This is a genomic window from Rhodospirillum rubrum ATCC 11170, from assembly GCF_000013085.1.
Classification (GTDB): domain Bacteria; phylum Pseudomonadota; class Alphaproteobacteria; order Rhodospirillales; family Rhodospirillaceae; genus Rhodospirillum; species Rhodospirillum rubrum.
The window spans coordinates 360,130-377,044 of the sequence record NC_007643.1; the positions used below are offsets into that span (position 1 = coordinate 360,130).

Consider the following 16,915-nt stretch of genomic DNA (forward strand, 5'->3'; position numbering starts at 1 on the left):
GCCCGCGCCGCCCGGTCAACCCGCGCCAGCGCCAAAGGCGCCGTTCAGGTCTTTTGGGACTTGTGGGCCAGGATGTCGAGCGCGGCGGTCAAAGCCTGCTCGGCCGTCATACGGGAGGTGTCGAGAACAACGGCATCGGCGGCAATCGCCATAGGCGCCACCGCCCGCCCGCTGTCACGGGCATCGCGCTCCCGCATGTCGCGCAATACGTCGTCTTCCTTAACATCGTGTCCGCCGCTTCGCAACTCCTGAAGCCGTCGGTGCGCCCGAACCTCGACGCTGGCGGTCACGAAGATCTTCACCTCGGCCTCGGGGCAGACGACGGTGCCGATGTCACGGCCATCAAGCACGGCGCCCGGCGCGCCCTGCGGCGGGTGGGTGGCGAAATCGCGCTGCAGATCAAGCAGGGCGGCGCGGACCTCGGGAATGGCGCCAACCACCGAAGCGGCCTTGCCCGCCGTGTCGGTCGACAGCAGCCGGTCGCCAAGGGTGGCGGGATCAAGCGCCCGGGCGGCGGCAAGGGCGGCTTTTGCATCGTGGGGATCGGCCCCGCCCTTGATCACCGCCATGCCGACGGCGCGGTAGAGTTTACCGGTGTCGAGATAGGCGAAGCGCAACTGCGTGGCGAGCCGGCGCGCCAACGTTCCCTTGCCCGAGGCGGCGGGGCCGTCGATGGCGATAATCATGGCATGGTTCCTTGAAAGCGTCGAAATCCCCCCTTGGAGGCCAAGGGGGGCGCCCGGTCCCGCCTGGGGCCCGGGCTTCAGGTCAAATCAGGCTGATCGGGGCGCCCAGGCCGGTCATCAGGGTGACGAAGCCGGGGAAACTGGTGTCGATGGCCCGGCCGTCGTCGATGGTGACGGCCTCGGCGCTGACCAGCCCGAGAACCAGGAAGGCCATGCCGATGCGGTGATCGAGATTGACCGCCACCGTCGCCCCGCCCTTGGGCACCGTACCCTTGCCGTGAACGATCAGGGTATCGCCATCGACCGTGACATCGACGCCGCAGGCGGCAAGGCCGGTGGCGACGGCGCTCAGGCGGTCGCTTTCCTTGACCCGCAGTTCGCCCAGGCCATGCATGCGGGTGGTGCCCCGGGCGCAGGCGGCGGCGACGGCGAGGATGGGATATTCGTCGATCATCGACGGCGCCCGGGCGGCGGGAACCTCGATGCCGGTCAGGGCCGAGGCGCGAACCTCGAGATCGGCGACCGGTTCGCCGGCCTCGATGCGCGGATCGCGGATCAGGATGTCGGCGCCCATCTCGCGCAGGGTGTCGATCAGGCCGATGCGCTGGGGGTTCATGCCGACGCCGGCCAGGGTGACATGGCTTTCGGGAACGAGGACGGCGGCGACCAGCGGGAAGGCGGCCGAGGACGGATCGGCGGGCACCTCGACCGGGGCGGCGCGCAATTCGGGCTGGCCGGTCAGGGTGATGGTGGTGGCGCCCTGGTCATCGCGGCCCAGGCGCAGGGCGGCGCCGAAATGGCCGAGCATGCGTTCGGTATGATCGCGCGTCGCCACCGGTTCGATCACCGTGGTCTCGCCCGGGGTGTTCAAGCCGGCCAGCAACACCGCCGATTTGACCTGGGCGCTGGGGACGGGAACCCGGTAGCTGACGGGCAGCGGCGTCGCCGTGCCGCGCACCGCCATCGGCAGCCGTCCGCCGCTGCGGCCAACGAAGCTGGCGCCAAACAGGGCCAGCGGATCGGTGACCCGCTTCATCGGCCGGCCACGCAAACTGGCGTCGCCGGTCAGGATGGCGGTGAGATCATGGGTGGCGAGCAATCCCATCAGCAACCGGGCGCCGGTTCCGGCGTTCCCCATGTCCAAAACATCGGCCGGTTCGGCAAGGCCGCCGACGCCGACGCCATCGACCGTCCACACCCCGGCGCCGTCAGCGGTTTCCTGACGGTCGATACGGGCGCCCATCGCCTCCATGGCATGGGCGGTGGCGATGACGTCTTCGCCTTCAAGCAGGCCGCGGATCTCGGTGCGGCCGACGGCCAGACCGCCCAGCATGAGGGCGCGATGGGAAATCGACTTATCGCCGGGCACCCGGATCCGGCCCGAAAGCGGGGTCGAGCGATGGGCGCGAAGGGGACGCGGGGGAATTGGTGGGACCATTGCATCCTGCCTGGGCGAAATGGATCGGAAAAGGGATGAATCCCGCCCGCCAACCGCCCGCGAAGGCGCGGACCGGCGAGGGAGGGAAAGGCTGTTTAACACACCGTTTGGCGGGGGGGTAGCCCGCTGGCGGTCGGTCGATTCGCCCCCTTAGTGAAATGAGGCTCTTTAGGTTTTGACAAAACCGGTGGGAAAATGGCAATAGCGCTTTTCCCGTGTCGGCGCCCTGGCGCCCCGCCGGCCCGCCGCTTTCGGGCGGTCTGGCCCTCTTGCGTTATTTCGAAGGGAGTTACCAACCGTGGCCAAGCCGGAATGGGGGACGAAGCGCACCTGCACGAATTGCGGTGCCCGCTTCTACGACTTGCAGCAGACGCCGATCCTCTGCCCCAAGTGCGAAACCGTTCTTGAACTCGACGCGCCGGTCAAACCGCGCCGCACCGAGCGCAAGAAAGAGGCGGTGAAGGTCGCGCCGGTGGCGGTTGTCGAAGACGACGAGGTCGATGCCGATCTGGAGGTCGAAGACGAAGAGGAAGATACCGATCTGATCGAAGATCCCTCCGATCTTGGCGAGGACGACGACGACCTCGAAGAGGTCAAGGAGCATCTCGATCTCGACGAGGACGAGTAAGCGTCTGGCCCGCCGGCCGTTTCCTGGCGAAGGAACGGCCGGCGGGCCGCTGGCCAACCGGGGCGCCGCCCCCGGGAAAAAAAGAAGAAGATACGGTGATTTTTCTCTTGCCCGGCGGCGCGGACAACGCTAAAACCCCGGGCCTCGACGGAAAGAACCGGCACGCTCCGCAACCTTCCTTCGATATCCCAAAGTCCCCGATAAGAACCGGGGGCGACCCAGATGGGGCTGTAGCTCAGTTGGGAGAGCGCTTGAATGGCATTCAAGAGGTCAGGGGTTCGATTCCCCTCTGCTCCACCAGTTCTTAAAAACCCGTCGCGGGATCCCGCGGCGGGTTTTTTCTTTACCAAGCGCCCGATAAAAAAGAAAAAACCGCCGATTTTCTCTTGCCCGGAGGCGCGCACAACGCTACAACCCCGGGCCTCGGCGGAAAGAACCGGCACGCTCCGCGCCCTTCCTTCGAGATCCCAAAGTCCCCGCCAAGAACGGGGGCGACCCAGATGGGGCTGTAGCTCAGTTGGGAGAGCGCTTGAATGGCATTCAAGAGGTCAGGGGTTCGATTCCCCTCTGCTCCACCAGTTCTTAAAAACCCGTCGCGGGATCCCGCGGCGGGTTTTTTCTTTAGAGCGGCGAGCTGCGGCGCGGCTGATCGCGTTCGGCCATCGGCGGCGCCGGCTCCATCACCGGCTTGGCCGGCGGAGTCGTCCATTTGCCATCGACGAAGTGCAGCACATCGACGATCTCGGCCGCCCACAGCGACCAGACATGGCCGCCATCGGTGATGCGCAATTGCACGTCCTTGATCCGGTCGGCCTTGGCGGTGTTGTAAAACGAGATGGCGCCCTGCCACAGGTTCAGGCTGTCGTCATCGCCGCAGGTGATATACATCGCCGGCAGGGTCGCCCCGGCCTGACGCTGCTTTTCCAGAAGCGTGAAGATGTTTTGCTGGTTGAAGCGCCGGGGATCGAAGGGCCGGCCGAAGGCGCCGCCGAAATGGCTGATCACCGAGGGTAAAATACGCCCGACCGTCACCGTTTGCGGATCGACCCGGTGGAAATACTCGGCGCGTTCGAATTCGGCGATGCGCTCGGGCGTGGCGCCGAACTCCTCGGCCGGGATGTTCTGCCAGATGGCGCCCGACAGGCTGGCGACCGACACATAGCGCTCGGGATGGCCTAAGGCCAGACGCAGGGCGCCGAAGCCGCCCATCGACAACCCGGCGATCGACCGCCCGCCGCGATCGCGGCGCACCGGATAGGCCGCCTCGATGGCGCGCACCAGATCGCGGGTGATGGCGGTTTCGAAATCGCCCGGACCGCCCACGTCTTCCGAGTCCACATACCAGCCATTGCCGCCGCCGGGCATCACCACCATCAGCTTGGCGATCTCGCCGCGCGCGATCAGCCCATCGAGCGTGGTTTGGATATGGCCAAGGTCGGTCCACGAGCGTTCGTTGCCGTCATGGCCGTGCAGGAGGTAAAGCACCGGCCAGCCGGCGGCCGGGGCCGGTCCTTCGGGAACATAGACCATCGCCGGGATCTGGCCATTCAACGCCGGGCTGTCGAAAACCTGTCGGGAAAGCTGTCCGGCATGGGCTTGGCCGGCGAGAAATCCGGCCAACATCAAGGCGCCAACAAGAAGTTTTTTCATCGGCTCGTCTATGGAAAGTGGGGGATGGCCGGTATCCTGGCCGAGACGAATGCCTCAAGATAGAGAAAAGAGCCGGCGTGTTAGCCGGGCAGTTGTCCTCCGCGACCCGCCAAAGGGGCGCCCGCGTTGGTTCGACTTACCCCAGGCGCAACCATGTTGTTTTCAGCTCCGTATATTTGTCGATGGCATGCAAGGACTTGTCGCGGCCGATGCCCGATTGCTTGAAGCCGCCGAAGGGTACGGTGATATCGTCGGCGTCATAGCAATTGGCATAGACCATGCCGGCGCGCAGGCGTTTGGCGACGCGGTGAAGGGTCGTCACATCGTCGCTCCATACCGCCGCCGCCAGGCCATAGTCGCTGTCATTGGCGACTCGCACCGCCTCATCGGCCGACTCGACGGTGATCACCGAAAGCACCGGTCCGAAGATCTCCTCGCGGGCGATGCGCATGGTCGGGGCGACCCCGGTGAAAATCGTCGGCTCCACATAGCAGCCGCCGCTTTCGGCCATGGCCCGGCTGCCGCCGGTCGCCAGCCGCGCGCCCTCGTCTTGGCCAAGGGCGATATAGCCAAGCACCCGCTCGGTCTGCTCGGCATCGACCAGGGCGCCCATGCGGGTCGCGGGGTCAAGCGGCGGGCCGGGGCGCCAGAAGGCGGCTTCGGCCACGACTTTTTCGATCACCTCGTCGGCGATGGCGCGCTCGACGATCAGCCGGGAGCCCGCCGTGCACATCTCGCCCTGATTAAAGAAGATCGCCGAGGCCGCCGCCTGGGCGGCCGCCGTGGTGTTCTTGCACGAGGCCAGCACGATATGGGCGCTTTTGCCGCCGCATTCGAGGCCAAGGCGCTTCATGTTCGACTGGCTGGAATAGCTGAGGAACAGCTTGCCCACCGCCGTCGAGCCGGTGAAGAAGGCGCCGTCGATATCGGGATGCAGGCCGATGGCCCGCCCGGTCACCGGCCCCAGGCCGGGCACGACGTTGAGCACGCCGGCCGGTAACCCGGCCTCCAGGGCCAGTTCGCCCAGACGGATGGCGGTCAGCGGGCTTTGCTCGGCCGGCTTCAGCACCACCGAATTGCCCGCCGCCAAGGCCGGGGCGATCTTCCAGGCGGCCATGATCATCGGGAAGTTCCACGGCACGACGACGCCGACGACGCCCAAAGGCTCGCGGGTGATCGTCGCCAGCACGTCGTCGCCGGTCGGCGCCACTTCGCCATAAACCTTGTCGAGCGCCTCGGCATACCAGCGCAGACAGCGCGCCGTGGCCGGCACGTCGACGGCGAGGCTGTCGGCGATCGGCTTGCCCATGTCGAGGGTTTCCAGCAGCGCCAATTCGTCGCGATGAGCCTCGATCCGCTCGGCGAAGGCCAGCAGGATCTTTTTGCGCGCCGCCGGGGACAGGCCGCACCAGCGGCGGTCTTCAAAGGCGGCGCGACCGGCGGCCACGGCGCGGTCGACATCGGCCGCGCCACAGGCGGCGACCCGGGTCAGCACCCTGCCATCGATCGGGCTGACGCAATCGAAGGTGGCGCCATCGCCCGCGCTTGCCGGGGCGCCGTCGATGAGGGCGTGGTTGGGCAACCGCAGGGCCCGGGCGCGGGCGGTCCAGTCGATCGGGGGGGCGGCTTGGGTCATCGAAGAGTTCCTGATGGATCGGGCCCAGGGGCGGGAACACCGGGGAAAGGCGGCGCGAAGGGTTAAAGGCCACCACATCCCCCGCTAGCGGTCAATGCCCCGGAACGGACAAGTCCCGCGCGAGGAGCGGGGCAGGTCCCGTGAAAGGGGCGGATGCCAGGGCGTTGACGGGGCGCCTTGGTTGGGCGAACCTTGGCCCCTCCCAGCCCCCGACCGGTTTCGCACCCGGGCATCCCCCCAGCCAAGGCAGTCGTCGTCGCCATGTCCATCGGTATTCTTGAAACCGGCCGCCCCGCGCCCGCGCTTGCCAGTCGCCATGGCGATTATGTCGAGATGGCCGCCGGCCTGCTTGCGGCGGGCGCGCCGACGCCCCTGCCCGAGGTCGCCCGCTTCGCCGTGATCGACGGCGAGTTCCCCGACTCCGCCACCCGTTGTGATGCCTGGGTGGTGACCGGTTCGCGCCATAGCGCCACCGAGGAAGCCCCCTGGATGCTGCGCCTGGAAGCCCTGCTGCGCGAGGCGGTGGCCGCCGGGCGGCCGGTGATCGGGCTGTGCTTTGGCCATCAGATCCTGGCCAAGGCCCTGGGCGGACGGGTCGAACCCTCGCCCTTCGGCTGGCAATTGGGCCTTCAGGACTACCGGGTGGTCGATGCCCCCGACTGGCTGGCCGGTCTAGGGCCGACGATCGGGCTCAACGCCATTCACCAAGACCATGTCAGCGTCGTGCCGCCGGGGGCCCGCCTGCTGGCCACCGCGCCCCACTGTCCCAATGCCGCCCTGGTCTATGGCAAGGCGGCGATCAGCTTCCAGGGCCACCCCGAATTCACCCGCGATTTCGAGCGGGACCTGCTTGCCCTTTATGGCGGCGACACCTTGCCGGCGGACCGCGCCGGCCAAGCCCTGGCGGCGATGGAGGGCGGCGGCCTGACCGCCGACGCGCTGACCATCGCCGACGCGCTGCGCCGTTTCATCGCAGAGAAATAGGCGCTTTTTTTACCCCTCCGACGGATAGAGCAATGAGCACACCGCGTAAGACCTGGACATATTATAAGGGCGATTGGCACGAGGGCGATATTCGCATCCTTGGCGCGGCCTCCCATGCCACTTGGCTGGGATCGCTGGTTTTCGACGGCGCCCGCGCCTTCGAAGGGGTGACCCCCGATCTCGACCGCCATTCGGCGCGGATCAACGAGTCGGCGCGCGCCCTGTTGCTCAAGCCGACCCTTGACGCCGAGACCATCATCGGCCTGACCCACGACGGTCTGGCGAAGTTCGATCGCGACGCCGCCGTCTATATCCGGCCGATGTATTGGGCCGAGGACAGCGATTCCAGCGTGGTCGGCCCCGATCCCGACTCCACCGATTTCGCGCTCTGCCTGGAAGAGCACCCGATGACCGAGCCCACGGGCTTCACCATCACCACCACCCGCTTCCGCCGCCCCAGCCTGGAGGTGATGCCGGTCAACGCCAAGGCCGCCTGCCTTTACGCCAATAACGCCCGCATGCTGCGCGAGGCCCGCGCCCGCGGCTTCCACAACGCCCTGGTCTGCGACATGCTGGGCAATGTCGCCGAACTGGCGACGGCCAATGTGTTCCTGGCGCGCGGCGGCGAGGTGTTCACCTCGGTGGCCAACGGCACCTTCCTGGCCGGCATCACCCGCTCGCGGATCATCGGCCTGCTGCGCGAGGCCGGGGTCACCGTCCACGAGATGACGCTGAGCGTCGATGATTTCCGGGAAGCTGACGAGATCTTCTCGACGGGCAATATCTCGAAGGTGGTGCCGGTGATCGGCTTCGACGACAAGGCCTTCGCCTATGGTCCGCTGGCCCGCAAGGCCCGCGCCCTTTACTGGGAGTGGGCCCACCGTTAGGGCTGCGGGCGGGAAAGATAGTCCCCCCACACCACCCCAACAGACTGATAGTGAAGAAAATCCCGAACCGGAGATCCGCCGATGGCCACCGTGCGCTTGCTTGATGACGCCGAGATTTCAACCCTGCCCGAGGTCAAGGCGGTGTTCGACGACATCCGCGCGACCCGGGGTAGCGACTTCGTCAATAACATCTGGCGCGGTCTGGCCAATGATCCGGCGCTCCTCAAGCGGACCTGGGAGCAGGTCAAGACCGTGATGGTCGGCGAAGGGGCGCTCGATCCCTTGACCCGCGAGATGATCTATCTGGCGGTCTCGACGGCCAATAGCTGTTCGTATTGCGCCCATTCGCATACGGCGGCGGCCAGGGCCAAGGGCATGACCCCGGCCCAGCATGCCGAGGTGCTGGCGATCATCGGTCTGGCCGCCCAGACCAACGCCCTGGTCACCGCCATGCAGATCCCGGTGGACGAGGCGTTTCTGGTCGACGGCAAATAGCGCGAAAGACCCTTGGGGAGAGCCGGCGGCGTCGGTTCTCCCCGATGTTTTTGTGGTCGGCATCCACCGCTTCGGAGTAGGGTTGGCTGGCCCGCCCTCGCGCCCCTTTCGCGGCCGGGCCGAAGGACGGGGCGTCCCCCCCAGACCGTTTTCCCCCGAGGATCTTCCCATGTGCGAGACCTGCGGTTGCGCCGGCACCGGCCCCCATCATGTTCACGGCGACCACGCCCACAGCCATTCCCACGGCGACGGCCACACCCATGATCACGCCCACGACCATGGGCATGGCCATTCCCACGACCACGATCACGATCACGGGCATGGTCATTCCCATTCCCACGACCACGACCACGGGCATTCCCATTCCCACGGTTCCGCCTCGGAGGGGACGCGGACGGTCATCGTTCTTGAAGACCTTTTGGCCAAGAACGACCATCAGGCGGCCCATGTGCGCGCCCATTTCGACGCCCGGGGCATTCTGGCGGTCAACCTGATGTCCTCGCCGGGCAGCGGCAAGACCAGCTTGCTTGAAGCCACCATCCAGGCGCTGCCCGCCGGGGTGCGGGTGGCGGTGATCGAGGGCGATCTGGAAACCGAGAACGATGCCGAGCGCATCCGCCGCCATGGCGTGCCGGCGGTTCAGATCACCACCGGCACCGCCTGCCACCTTGATGCCCATATGATCCATGATGCCCTGCACCACCTGGATCTTGACGGCATCGATATCGTCTTCATCGAGAATGTCGGCAATCTGGTCTGCCCGGCGACCTTCGATATCGGCCAGCACCGCAATGTCGTGCTGCTGTCGGTGACCGAAGGCGATGACAAGCCGGCGAAATATCCGGTGATCATGCGCGCCGCCGACCGGGTGCTGATCACCAAGGCCGATCTTTTGCCCCATATCGAGGAATTCGACGTCGAGCGCGCCCGCGCCTCGATCGCCGGCGTCGCCGGACCGGTGCCGGTTTGCGTGGTTTCGTCCAAACGCGGTCCGGGCATGGATGACTGGATCGGCTGGCTGATGGCCGAACACGCCGCCCGCAAGCCAGCCGTCGCCTGAGCGCGGGTCACTAAGACGGGGAGGCGCGCGGAAACCCGGGATCGAGGGGTCCGCGCGCCGCTGGTTCATCGGGCTATACGATGGATGCTTCGGTTTGGGACCTCACGGTGTTTACCAATAACCGCAACAGGCTTCTTGACGGTGCGGATCGAAGAGCCGTTCGGCTGGATGAAAGCAGCCAGTGGCTTTCGGTAAAAAACATCGGGCATCGGAACTCGTCAGATGAATGTTCACCCTTCGCGTCGCCACCTATAACCTCACTCGATTTCCGAAAATCTTGGGAATGGCTTGAGGATGTATCTCGGAGCGGAAGCTGCCTTATGTCGCCCATTGGATGGCAATGCAGTGATTAAACCCATGAGCGAAATAGAAAATTCGCTATACTGGCAGTGAATTTCCGCAGTCTGCTAGGCTGGACGGCTCGGGAGTGATCATACAATGGAAAACCACGTTGTCCGACACAAAGGAGACCTGGTTGCCGTTCTAGATAGCTATCGAGATTGTTTGTTTAGAGGGCAGGTCGAGGAATACAATGTTGGTCATGATGAAATAATTTTCAAAACATCATTTTATCGGAATAAATGTCATCCAGAAACCATGGTAAAATGGTCTTTTTATGCGGAACGAATTTTCCGGCGTTTTTTTTCTATAGGAATGGATAATGTAAATTCTAATTCTAAAAATATGATCTATCAGGCTGTATCTCAGCACTATGGATGGCGGTCATTTTTTGTCGATGCTTCCTGTAACCCTGCCGTCTCAGCATGGTTTGCGGCAAAGAGATATTCTCAAAAGAATATATTAGAAATGACGGAGGATTGTCATGAAGTTGGCATCTTCTTTCTCAATAACGCTGCCACCTACACGGATCACGATGGTATCGGCTTTTTGTATGTTCTTAACAAAGAGGCATTAGTAGAATCCAAGGTACCGTTAGTGTGCCTGTCGGGAGGCTCTGATGATGGCTACCGCTACAGATTTAATGCGCAACATGCATGGATGCTTGGGCCTGTTCCCAAGGGAATTCCCGCAAAATGCGTCATTGCTAGAATAGAGTCCCCTGCCGAAATACTCAGAGAGTACGCGAGAGATAGTGGTTTTGATAGCACGCAGTCGATGTTTCCTGACAGTATGGAAGATCCGTGCCTCAAGCTTCTGCTTTCTATTCCGTGTATTGTGCATCCGAAATCAAATAAAGATCACATAAAATTATTTGTCCGCCATCTCGAAATACCAAATTATCATTATCAGCCATCGAAGGTCCATGATGATTGTCACGCCTTCTATGCAGGTAGCAGAATAGGGGAAGCGAGTCGCATCATTGATGAGACGCTTGTCAATGCATTTATTTTGACGGTCCCAGATTTCGTAATGTTCGGTCGTCGTGTTGACGGTGAGGAAATAAGCACTCCAATTATTGTGGCGCTTGTCGCAAAGCATGGGCGCGTCGGCATAGAAATTAATGGATTGATTAGAATTCCAGACTGGAAAGTTGGCAGTATATATTCAAAAGGTTTATTCCTTGTTATGCAAGATGATCTTTCAATAATTGTCAGTGATTTGATCGTTGAGCATCCAGGAACTGTCATGGTCAATTCTGGAATTACGAACGGTTGGCGTTATACAATCGATGAAAAAAACCACTGGGTTAGGATGCCCCATCCCGATGATTGTCCATGTGGAAATGACCTTCTCCATGATCACCATCTAACGGTTTTGCTGCGAGTTGAAGATTTTCTTCGGTAAGTCGGTTCTCTACACGCCAGTGAGCTTTTGAGACATATTTCAGGGAGCAACCATCTCCCTTCCAGCCAAATTTTTCCAGAACAAGACACAGACGCAAGCTACCACTCCACTCCATGTGACGCTTACGCACCACCCTCAGAGCCGAACCTCTATACTTGGATGTCGACTTGCAGGCTTTATCGACGAGATTATAGCTGACGCCGGAGCTGGGTAAGGACAGTAAGCCGATTGGTAGTGTATTAATTATTTGTTTTCTTTGTGATTTTAATGAAACTATCAAGCTCACGAGCAAAATAGGAAATCCGCCATACTAGAGATTGTTTTCCGTAGACTGCTATGCGGAGAGAGCCTTGCGGACCACTTCGGGATCGATTTCGATCACCTTGAGCAATACGCGGGCTGGTCCCTCGGGATAGCGGTGGCCTTGTTCCCAATTGCGGATCGAACTGGTGGAGAAGCCGAACTGACGGGCGAATTCGCTCTGGCTCAGGCCAAGGCCTTCCCGGATCGCCTTCACATCCACAGACGCGGGCGTTTTGACGGTGGTTTCCCGAACGCCGACGGCCTCGCCCCGGGCGTAGGCGACGGCCTGACGCATCCCGATAAGAATTTTAGAGCTGGCCATGATGTCTCTCCTCGGATGGGGAGAGTTTACTCGAAAAGAGGTCGCCTTTCTCAGCAGATTCGCGGCAGGGCCTCGCCGGCGCGCCATTGGATCAGGCGGCGGCCGCCAAAGCGGGTGGTCATTTCAACCAGATGGTCGGGGTCGTCGACCACCGTGCCGATCAGGGCGGCGTCGCGGCCCAGTGGATGGGCGCGCATCGCCGCCAGCACCGCCTGGGCCGAGGCGGCGTCGACAACCGCCACCAGCTTGCCCTCATTGGCCAGATCAAGCGGATCAAGGCCCAGGGCCTCGCAGGCACCTTGAACGGCGGGGCGGACGGGCAGGGCGCTTTCCTCGATGGTCATGCCGACGCGGGAACGGTCGCAAAGTTCATTGAGAACGGCCGCCACCCCGCCGCGCGTCGCGTCGCGTAGACAGTGAAGATCGGCGTCGACGGCGATCATCGCCTCGACCAGCCCATTGAGGGCGGCGCTATCGGAGTGGACGGGGACGTTCAGGCCGATCTGGCCGCGCGCCGACAGCACGGCCACGCCGTGGTCGCCCAGCGGTCCGTTGACTAGAATGCGATCACCGGCGCGGGCACGGTCGGCGGCGGGATGAACCCCTACGCGGCCAACGCCGATGCCGGCGGTGGTGATGAACAGGCCATCGGCCTTGCCGCGGTCCACCACCTTGGTGTCGCCGGTCACGATGCGCACCCCGGCCGCCCGGGCTGCCGCCGCCATCGAGGCGACGATGCGTTCCAGATCGGCCAAGGCGAAGCCTTCCTCGATGATAAAGGCCGAGGACAGGTAAAGCGGCCGCGCCCCCATCATCGACAGGTCATTGACGGTGCCGTGAACGGCCAGACTGCCGATATCGCCGCCCGGGAAGAACAGCGGCGAGACGACGAAGCCATCGGTGCTCATCACCAAAGGGCCATCGGCGGCGGGCAGCACGGCGGCGTCATCGGCGCGGACCAGCACGGGATCGTCGAAGGCGGCGTGGAACAGCCGTTCGATCAAGCCCTGCATGGCGCGGCCGCCAGCGCCATGGGTCATGTCGATGCGGCCGGTGGTCAGATCAAGGCGGCTCATGGCTGGGGTCTCCGTAAAGGCGTGGCGGCGCGGCGACCGCCATAGGCGTAAGCCGCGGCGCAGGCGCCCTCGGACGAAACCATGCAGGCACCGACCGGATCGCTAGGCGTGCAGCTTCGGCCAAACAGCGCGCAGTCCTCGGGGGCGATCAGGCCGCGCAGGATATCGGGGCAGCGGCAGGCGCGATTGACCTGGGGGGGCGGCAGATCGCACGGAAAGCGTTTCTCGGCGTCGAAGCGGGCATAGGCCGGACGCAAGGCCAGGGCGCTGTCGGCGACCATGCCAAGCCCGCGCCATTCCGCGCTGGCCTTGACCTCGAAAACCTCGTTAAGCAGGGCCTGGGCGGTGGTGTTGCCGGCCTCGGTCACCGCCCGGGTATAGCGGTTGACGGCGCGCGCCGCCCCCTCGTTGGTCAAAGTCACCAGGGCGAGCACGGCTTGCAGCAGATCGGTGGGCTCAAAACCGGCCACGGCGATCGGCCGGCCGTTGCTTTGGGCGAAGCGGTCGAAGGGCGCCATGCCGGTGATCAAAGCCACATGGCCGGGGCCGATCAGCCCATCCAGACGCGGCCGGACATCGGTCGCGGCGGTGGCCTCCTCGGCCAGGATGGCGGCCATCGCCGGCGGCGTCAGCACATGGCAGACCAGTTCATGGAAGTTGGTCAGACCGGCGGCCAGGGAGGCCTTGATCGCCGCCGCCGAGGCCGGGGCGGTGGTTTCAAAGCCGATGGCGAAGAACACCACGGCGCGTTGGGGATTGTCCCTGGCGATGGTCACCGCTTGCAACGGCGAGGTGACCATGCGGATATCGGCGCCCTCGGCCCGGGCCGAGATCATGCTGCGCCGCGCCGAACCGGGCACGCGGAACAGATCGCCATAGCTGCACAAGATCACCTCGGGCCGGGCGGCCAAAGCCAGGGCGGCGTCGATGCGGCCGGCGGGCAGCACGCAGACCGGGCAGCCCGGCCCATGGATCAGGGTGACGGCTTCGGGCAGCAGCCCGGCCAGCCCATAGCGGCCGATGGCGTGGGTATGGCCGCCGCAGAATTCCATGAAGCGATAGCGTTTGCCCGGCCTCACCGCCTGGGCGATGGCCGTGGCCAGGGCGCGCACCCGCTCGGGGTCCTGAAAAGCCGCGCCGTCCTCGGGTGTCGTCATGCGCTGGCTTCCTCGGGGAAGACGCCGTCGAGCAGGGCCAGGGTGACGCGGGCCTCCTCGGCGTCGATGCGCGATAGGGCGAAGCCGACATGGACGATCACCCAGTCGCCAACGGCGCAGCCGGGCAGTAGCACCAGCGAGGCGTTGAGCCGGCAGCCCCGGCTATCGAGCACCGCCATGTTGTCGGCGCCGATCTCCAGGATCTGGGCCGGAATTGCCAAGCACATCTATGCCTCCTTGGCCAGCCGCAGCCAGCGTAAACCCGCGAGATAGGCCTGTCCCAACGCCAGGCCGCCATCATTGGCGGGGCTCTGGCGCGGCAGCAGGGCGGTGATGCCCCGGGCGGCGAAGGTCGTGATAAGGCCTTCGGCCAGGGATCGGTTGATCAGACATCCGCCGGCCAGGGCGACCCGGGCGCCGGGGCAGGCGTGGATGGCGGGCAGGGCCCAGTCGACCAGGGCGGCGACCAGGGTGCCGTGAAAAAGCCCCGCGCCCGCGCCCGCGTCCAGCCGGGAAAGCCGATCAAGCAAGGGCAGCAGGTCGAGCACGCCCTGGCTGATGCGCCAGCCCTCGGCGGCGATGCGCGGGGAGGCGGCCAGGGCTTCCAGCCGCATCGCCGCTTCCCCTTCGTAGCGGACCTCGTCGCAAAGGCCAAGCAGTCCGGCGGCGGCATCGAACCAGCGGCCGCACGAGGTCGTCTGTCCCAGGGTATCGGGCCGGGCGAGTAGGGCGGCGATTTGGCCGGCTTCCGGGCGATGGGCGAAGCGGCGGACGATCTCGTCGCCCCGCCCCAGGCGGGCCAGGGCGCTGGCGGCCATCCGCCAGGGTTGGCGGGCGGCGGCATCGCCCCCGGGCAGGGCGAGCGGCGCCAGATGACCCAGGCGGACGAAGCCGTCGCCGTCAAGGCGCAGCAATTCGCCGCCCCAGGCGCCGCCATCGTCGCCCAAACCAAAGCCGTCGAGGGCCAGACCAACCAGCGGTCCGTCGATATGGTGTTCGGCGGCCACGGCGGCGAGATGGGCATGGTGGTGCTGGATGGCGATGGTCGGCAGACCCATCGCCTCGGCCAGACGGCTGGAGGCGAAATCCGGGTGGAGATCATGGGCGACCACCACCGGCCGGGTATCGACGAAGCGCATCAATTGATCGATGGCGGCGCGTTGGAAGGCGAGGGTGGCCCGCGAGTCAAGATCGCCGATATGCTGGGAGAGGAAGGCGCGGTCGCCCCGGGTGACGCAGACGCTGTTCTTCCACTGGGCCCCCAAGGCCAACACCGGGGGCAGGGCGCGGCCGAGAACGATCGGCTCGGGCGTCTGGCCGCGCCCGCGCCGCACCGAGCGCGCCTGATCGCCCAGCACCCGCACCACGCCATCATCGGCGCGGGCGAGGATCGGCCGGTCGTGGTCGGCAAGGACATCGACATCGGCGCCCAACTCGGCCGCGACCTCGGCCCCCTCGAGGATCAGCGGCGCGCCGGCGCGGTTGGCGCTGGTGGCGACCAGAACCAGCGGCGTCGGCTGATCAAGCCAAGCGGTTCCGGCGGGCCGTCCGGCCGCCTCGTGAAAGATCAGGTACTGCAAAGGCGTGACCGGCAGCATCACCCCCAGGGTATCAAGCCCGGGGGCGATGGCTGCGGCCAAAGGAGGCCGGGCGTCGGCGCGGCGATGAAGCAGCACGATCGGGCGTTCCGGGCTGGTGAGGGCTTCGGCTTCGGCCGATCTTACGTCACACAGCGCCCGGGCGTCCGTCAGCGAGGCGACGAGCAGGGCGAAAGGTTTGGCGTCGCGGCGCTTGCCCCGGCGCAGGCGCTCGACCGGGGCGGGTTGGCTGGCGTCGCAGATCAGTTGAAAGCCGCCCAGGCCCTTGAGGGCGACGATGGCGCCGGCGCGGATCTCACGCAAGATATCGGCCGGGTCCAGGGTCAGTCGCGGGCCGCAGTCCGGGCAGGCGGTCAATTCGGCGTGGAAGCGTCGGCTGGCCGGATCGGCGTAATCGGCGGCGCAGGCGGCGCAAAGCGCGAAGCCGCCCATCGCCGTGCGGGCGCGGTCATAGGGCAGGGCGCCGGCGATGGTATGGCGCGGGCCGCAATCGCAGCAGGCGATGAAGGGATGGCGGTAGCGGCGGTCGGCCGGATCGAACAACTCGCTCAGGCAGGATGGGCAAGGGGCGGTGTCGGGACCGATGCGGGTGGTTCCCGGGGCGGCGGTGTCGCTGTCGATGATGCGGAAGCCCTCGTCCCGGCCGCTGGCGGCGAGACGGTGTGTCTCCAGCGCTTCGATATGGGCGCGCGGCGGCGCCCCGTGGCGCAGGATCTCGGCGAACTCCCCGGCCCGGGCGCCCTCGACCTCGATCACCACGCCGGCGCCGGTGTTGAGCACGAAGCCGCGAAGGCCGAGGCCGGTCGCCAGACGATAAACCGTCGGCCGGAAGCCCACGCCCTGAACAAGGCCGCGCACCGACAGCCGCAGCCGCGTGGCCGGGGCGGGGGAGGAACCAGGAAGATCGGGCGATAATCCCATCGTGATCGGGCCCATCGGGATCGGGACATCCAAGGCGGGGGTGAGGAAAAGAGCGGCCGGCGCCCGGCACGGGAGGGGCGGCGACAGTATTCATCTTGGCGCTATAGACCCGTGGCGTCCTTGGGCCTGTCGAACAACCGGCAGATAAAGTCGACGCGGGATTTGAACAAGTCAAGGGCAATTAGAATTTGAGACGCGTTCGCAAAATCTTCAAAAGTGACGATATCGACTCCCCCTTCGTCACTGGTGACGAAGTCGCCCCGCTTCTCGACACCGGTGACGGTGTGTCAGCGGGCTGACAAAAAGCGAGTCGAAACGAAAGAGGGCG

Annotated in this window: 15 protein-coding genes and 2 tRNA genes; 8 read left to right on the top strand and 9 right to left on the bottom strand. The window is 64.9% G+C overall.

The window, feature by feature from the left end; all coding sequences use genetic code 11:
• Positions 1-44: 44 nt before the first annotated feature.
• A complete protein-coding gene (gene cmk / locus RRU_RS01540; RefSeq protein WP_011388047.1) occupies positions 45-686 on the bottom strand; it encodes a (d)CMP kinase in 642 nt (213 codons plus the stop codon).
• An 82-nt stretch (positions 687-768) separates the two neighbouring features.
• Positions 769-2,124 (bottom strand): 3-phosphoshikimate 1-carboxyvinyltransferase, encoded by a 1,356-nt coding sequence (gene aroA, locus RRU_RS01545; RefSeq protein ID WP_011388048.1) that lies wholly within the window; start codon positions 2,122-2,124, stop codon positions 769-771.
• Between the two features lie 298 nt (positions 2,125-2,422).
• On the opposite strand from aroA, the gene RRU_RS01550 reads away from it, so the two are divergent.
• From RRU_RS01550 to RRU_RS01560, 3 genes are all read left to right on the top strand, one after another.
• Complete coding sequence (locus tag RRU_RS01550; RefSeq protein ID WP_011388049.1) at positions 2,423-2,752, top strand: TIGR02300 family protein; 330 nt, start codon at positions 2,423-2,425, stop codon at positions 2,750-2,752.
• A gap of 224 nt (positions 2,753-2,976) precedes the next feature.
• Positions 2,977-3,052, top strand: a tRNA-Ala gene (locus RRU_RS01555).
• 202 nt (positions 3,053-3,254) lie between these two features.
• A tRNA-Ala gene (locus RRU_RS01560) sits at positions 3,255-3,330 on the top strand.
• A gap of 43 nt (positions 3,331-3,373) precedes the next feature.
• Here the strand turns inward: RRU_RS01560 and RRU_RS01565 are convergent.
• Positions 3,374-4,402, bottom strand: coding sequence for an alpha/beta hydrolase (locus RRU_RS01565; RefSeq protein WP_011388050.1), 1,029 nt, complete (start codon positions 4,400-4,402; stop codon positions 3,374-3,376).
• A 136-nt stretch (positions 4,403-4,538) separates the two neighbouring features.
• The gene (locus tag RRU_RS01570) at positions 4,539-6,038 is read right to left on the bottom strand and encodes an aldehyde dehydrogenase (RefSeq protein WP_011388051.1); all 1,500 of its coding nucleotides are present in this window, start codon (positions 6,036-6,038) and stop codon (positions 4,539-4,541) included.
• A 261-nt stretch (positions 6,039-6,299) separates the two neighbouring features.
• Between RRU_RS01570 and RRU_RS01575 the strand changes: the two genes are divergently transcribed.
• From RRU_RS01575 to RRU_RS01595, 5 genes are all read left to right on the top strand, one after another.
• Positions 6,300-7,022: a type 1 glutamine amidotransferase gene (locus RRU_RS01575; protein ID WP_011388052.1), complete on the top strand. Its 723-nt coding sequence runs from the start codon at positions 6,300-6,302 to the stop codon at positions 7,020-7,022.
• Between the two features lie 32 nt (positions 7,023-7,054).
• Entirely contained in the window at positions 7,055-7,909 is an 855-nt protein-coding gene (locus RRU_RS01580; protein ID WP_011388053.1) for a branched-chain amino acid aminotransferase, read from the top strand.
• 81 nt (positions 7,910-7,990) lie between these two features.
• Positions 7,991-8,404 (top strand): carboxymuconolactone decarboxylase family protein, encoded by a 414-nt coding sequence (locus RRU_RS01585; RefSeq protein ID WP_011388054.1) that lies wholly within the window; start codon positions 7,991-7,993, stop codon positions 8,402-8,404.
• A 169-nt stretch (positions 8,405-8,573) separates the two neighbouring features.
• Positions 8,574-9,464: a hydrogenase nickel incorporation protein HypB gene (gene hypB / locus RRU_RS01590; protein ID WP_011388055.1), complete on the top strand. Its 891-nt coding sequence runs from the start codon at positions 8,574-8,576 to the stop codon at positions 9,462-9,464.
• Positions 9,465-9,902: 438 nt separating this feature from the next.
• Positions 9,903-11,210 carry an FRG domain-containing protein gene (locus RRU_RS01595; protein ID WP_011388056.1) on the top strand — a complete coding sequence of 436 codons (1,308 nt, stop codon included), beginning with the start codon at positions 9,903-9,905 and terminating at the stop codon, positions 11,208-11,210.
• Positions 11,211-11,544: 334 nt separating this feature from the next.
• On the opposite strand, the gene RRU_RS01600 is transcribed toward RRU_RS01595, so the two are convergent.
• The 5 genes from RRU_RS01600 to hypF are packed head-to-tail and all read right to left on the bottom strand — an operon-like array spanning position 11,545 to position 16,602.
• Complete coding sequence (locus tag RRU_RS01600) at positions 11,545-11,835, bottom strand: helix-turn-helix domain-containing protein (RefSeq protein ID WP_011388057.1); 291 nt, start codon at positions 11,833-11,835, stop codon at positions 11,545-11,547.
• Positions 11,836-11,885: 50 nt separating this feature from the next.
• Positions 11,886-12,911, bottom strand: coding sequence for a hydrogenase expression/formation protein HypE (gene hypE / locus RRU_RS01605; RefSeq protein ID WP_011388058.1), 1,026 nt, complete (start codon positions 12,909-12,911; stop codon positions 11,886-11,888).
• On the bottom strand, positions 12,908-14,068 hold the full coding sequence (gene hypD / locus RRU_RS01610; protein ID WP_011388059.1) for a hydrogenase formation protein HypD: 1,161 nt from the start codon (positions 14,066-14,068) through the stop codon (positions 12,908-12,910). Before hypD ends, hypE begins: the two co-directional genes overlap by 4 nt.
• Positions 14,065-14,295: a HypC/HybG/HupF family hydrogenase formation chaperone gene (locus RRU_RS01615; protein WP_011388060.1), complete on the bottom strand. Its 231-nt coding sequence runs from the start codon at positions 14,293-14,295 to the stop codon at positions 14,065-14,067. Before RRU_RS01615 ends, hypD begins: the two co-directional genes overlap by 4 nt.
• Positions 14,296-16,602 (bottom strand): carbamoyltransferase HypF, encoded by a 2,307-nt coding sequence (gene hypF / locus RRU_RS01620; protein ID WP_011388061.1) that lies wholly within the window; start codon positions 16,600-16,602, stop codon positions 14,296-14,298.
• Positions 16,603-16,915 lie beyond the last annotated feature (313 nt).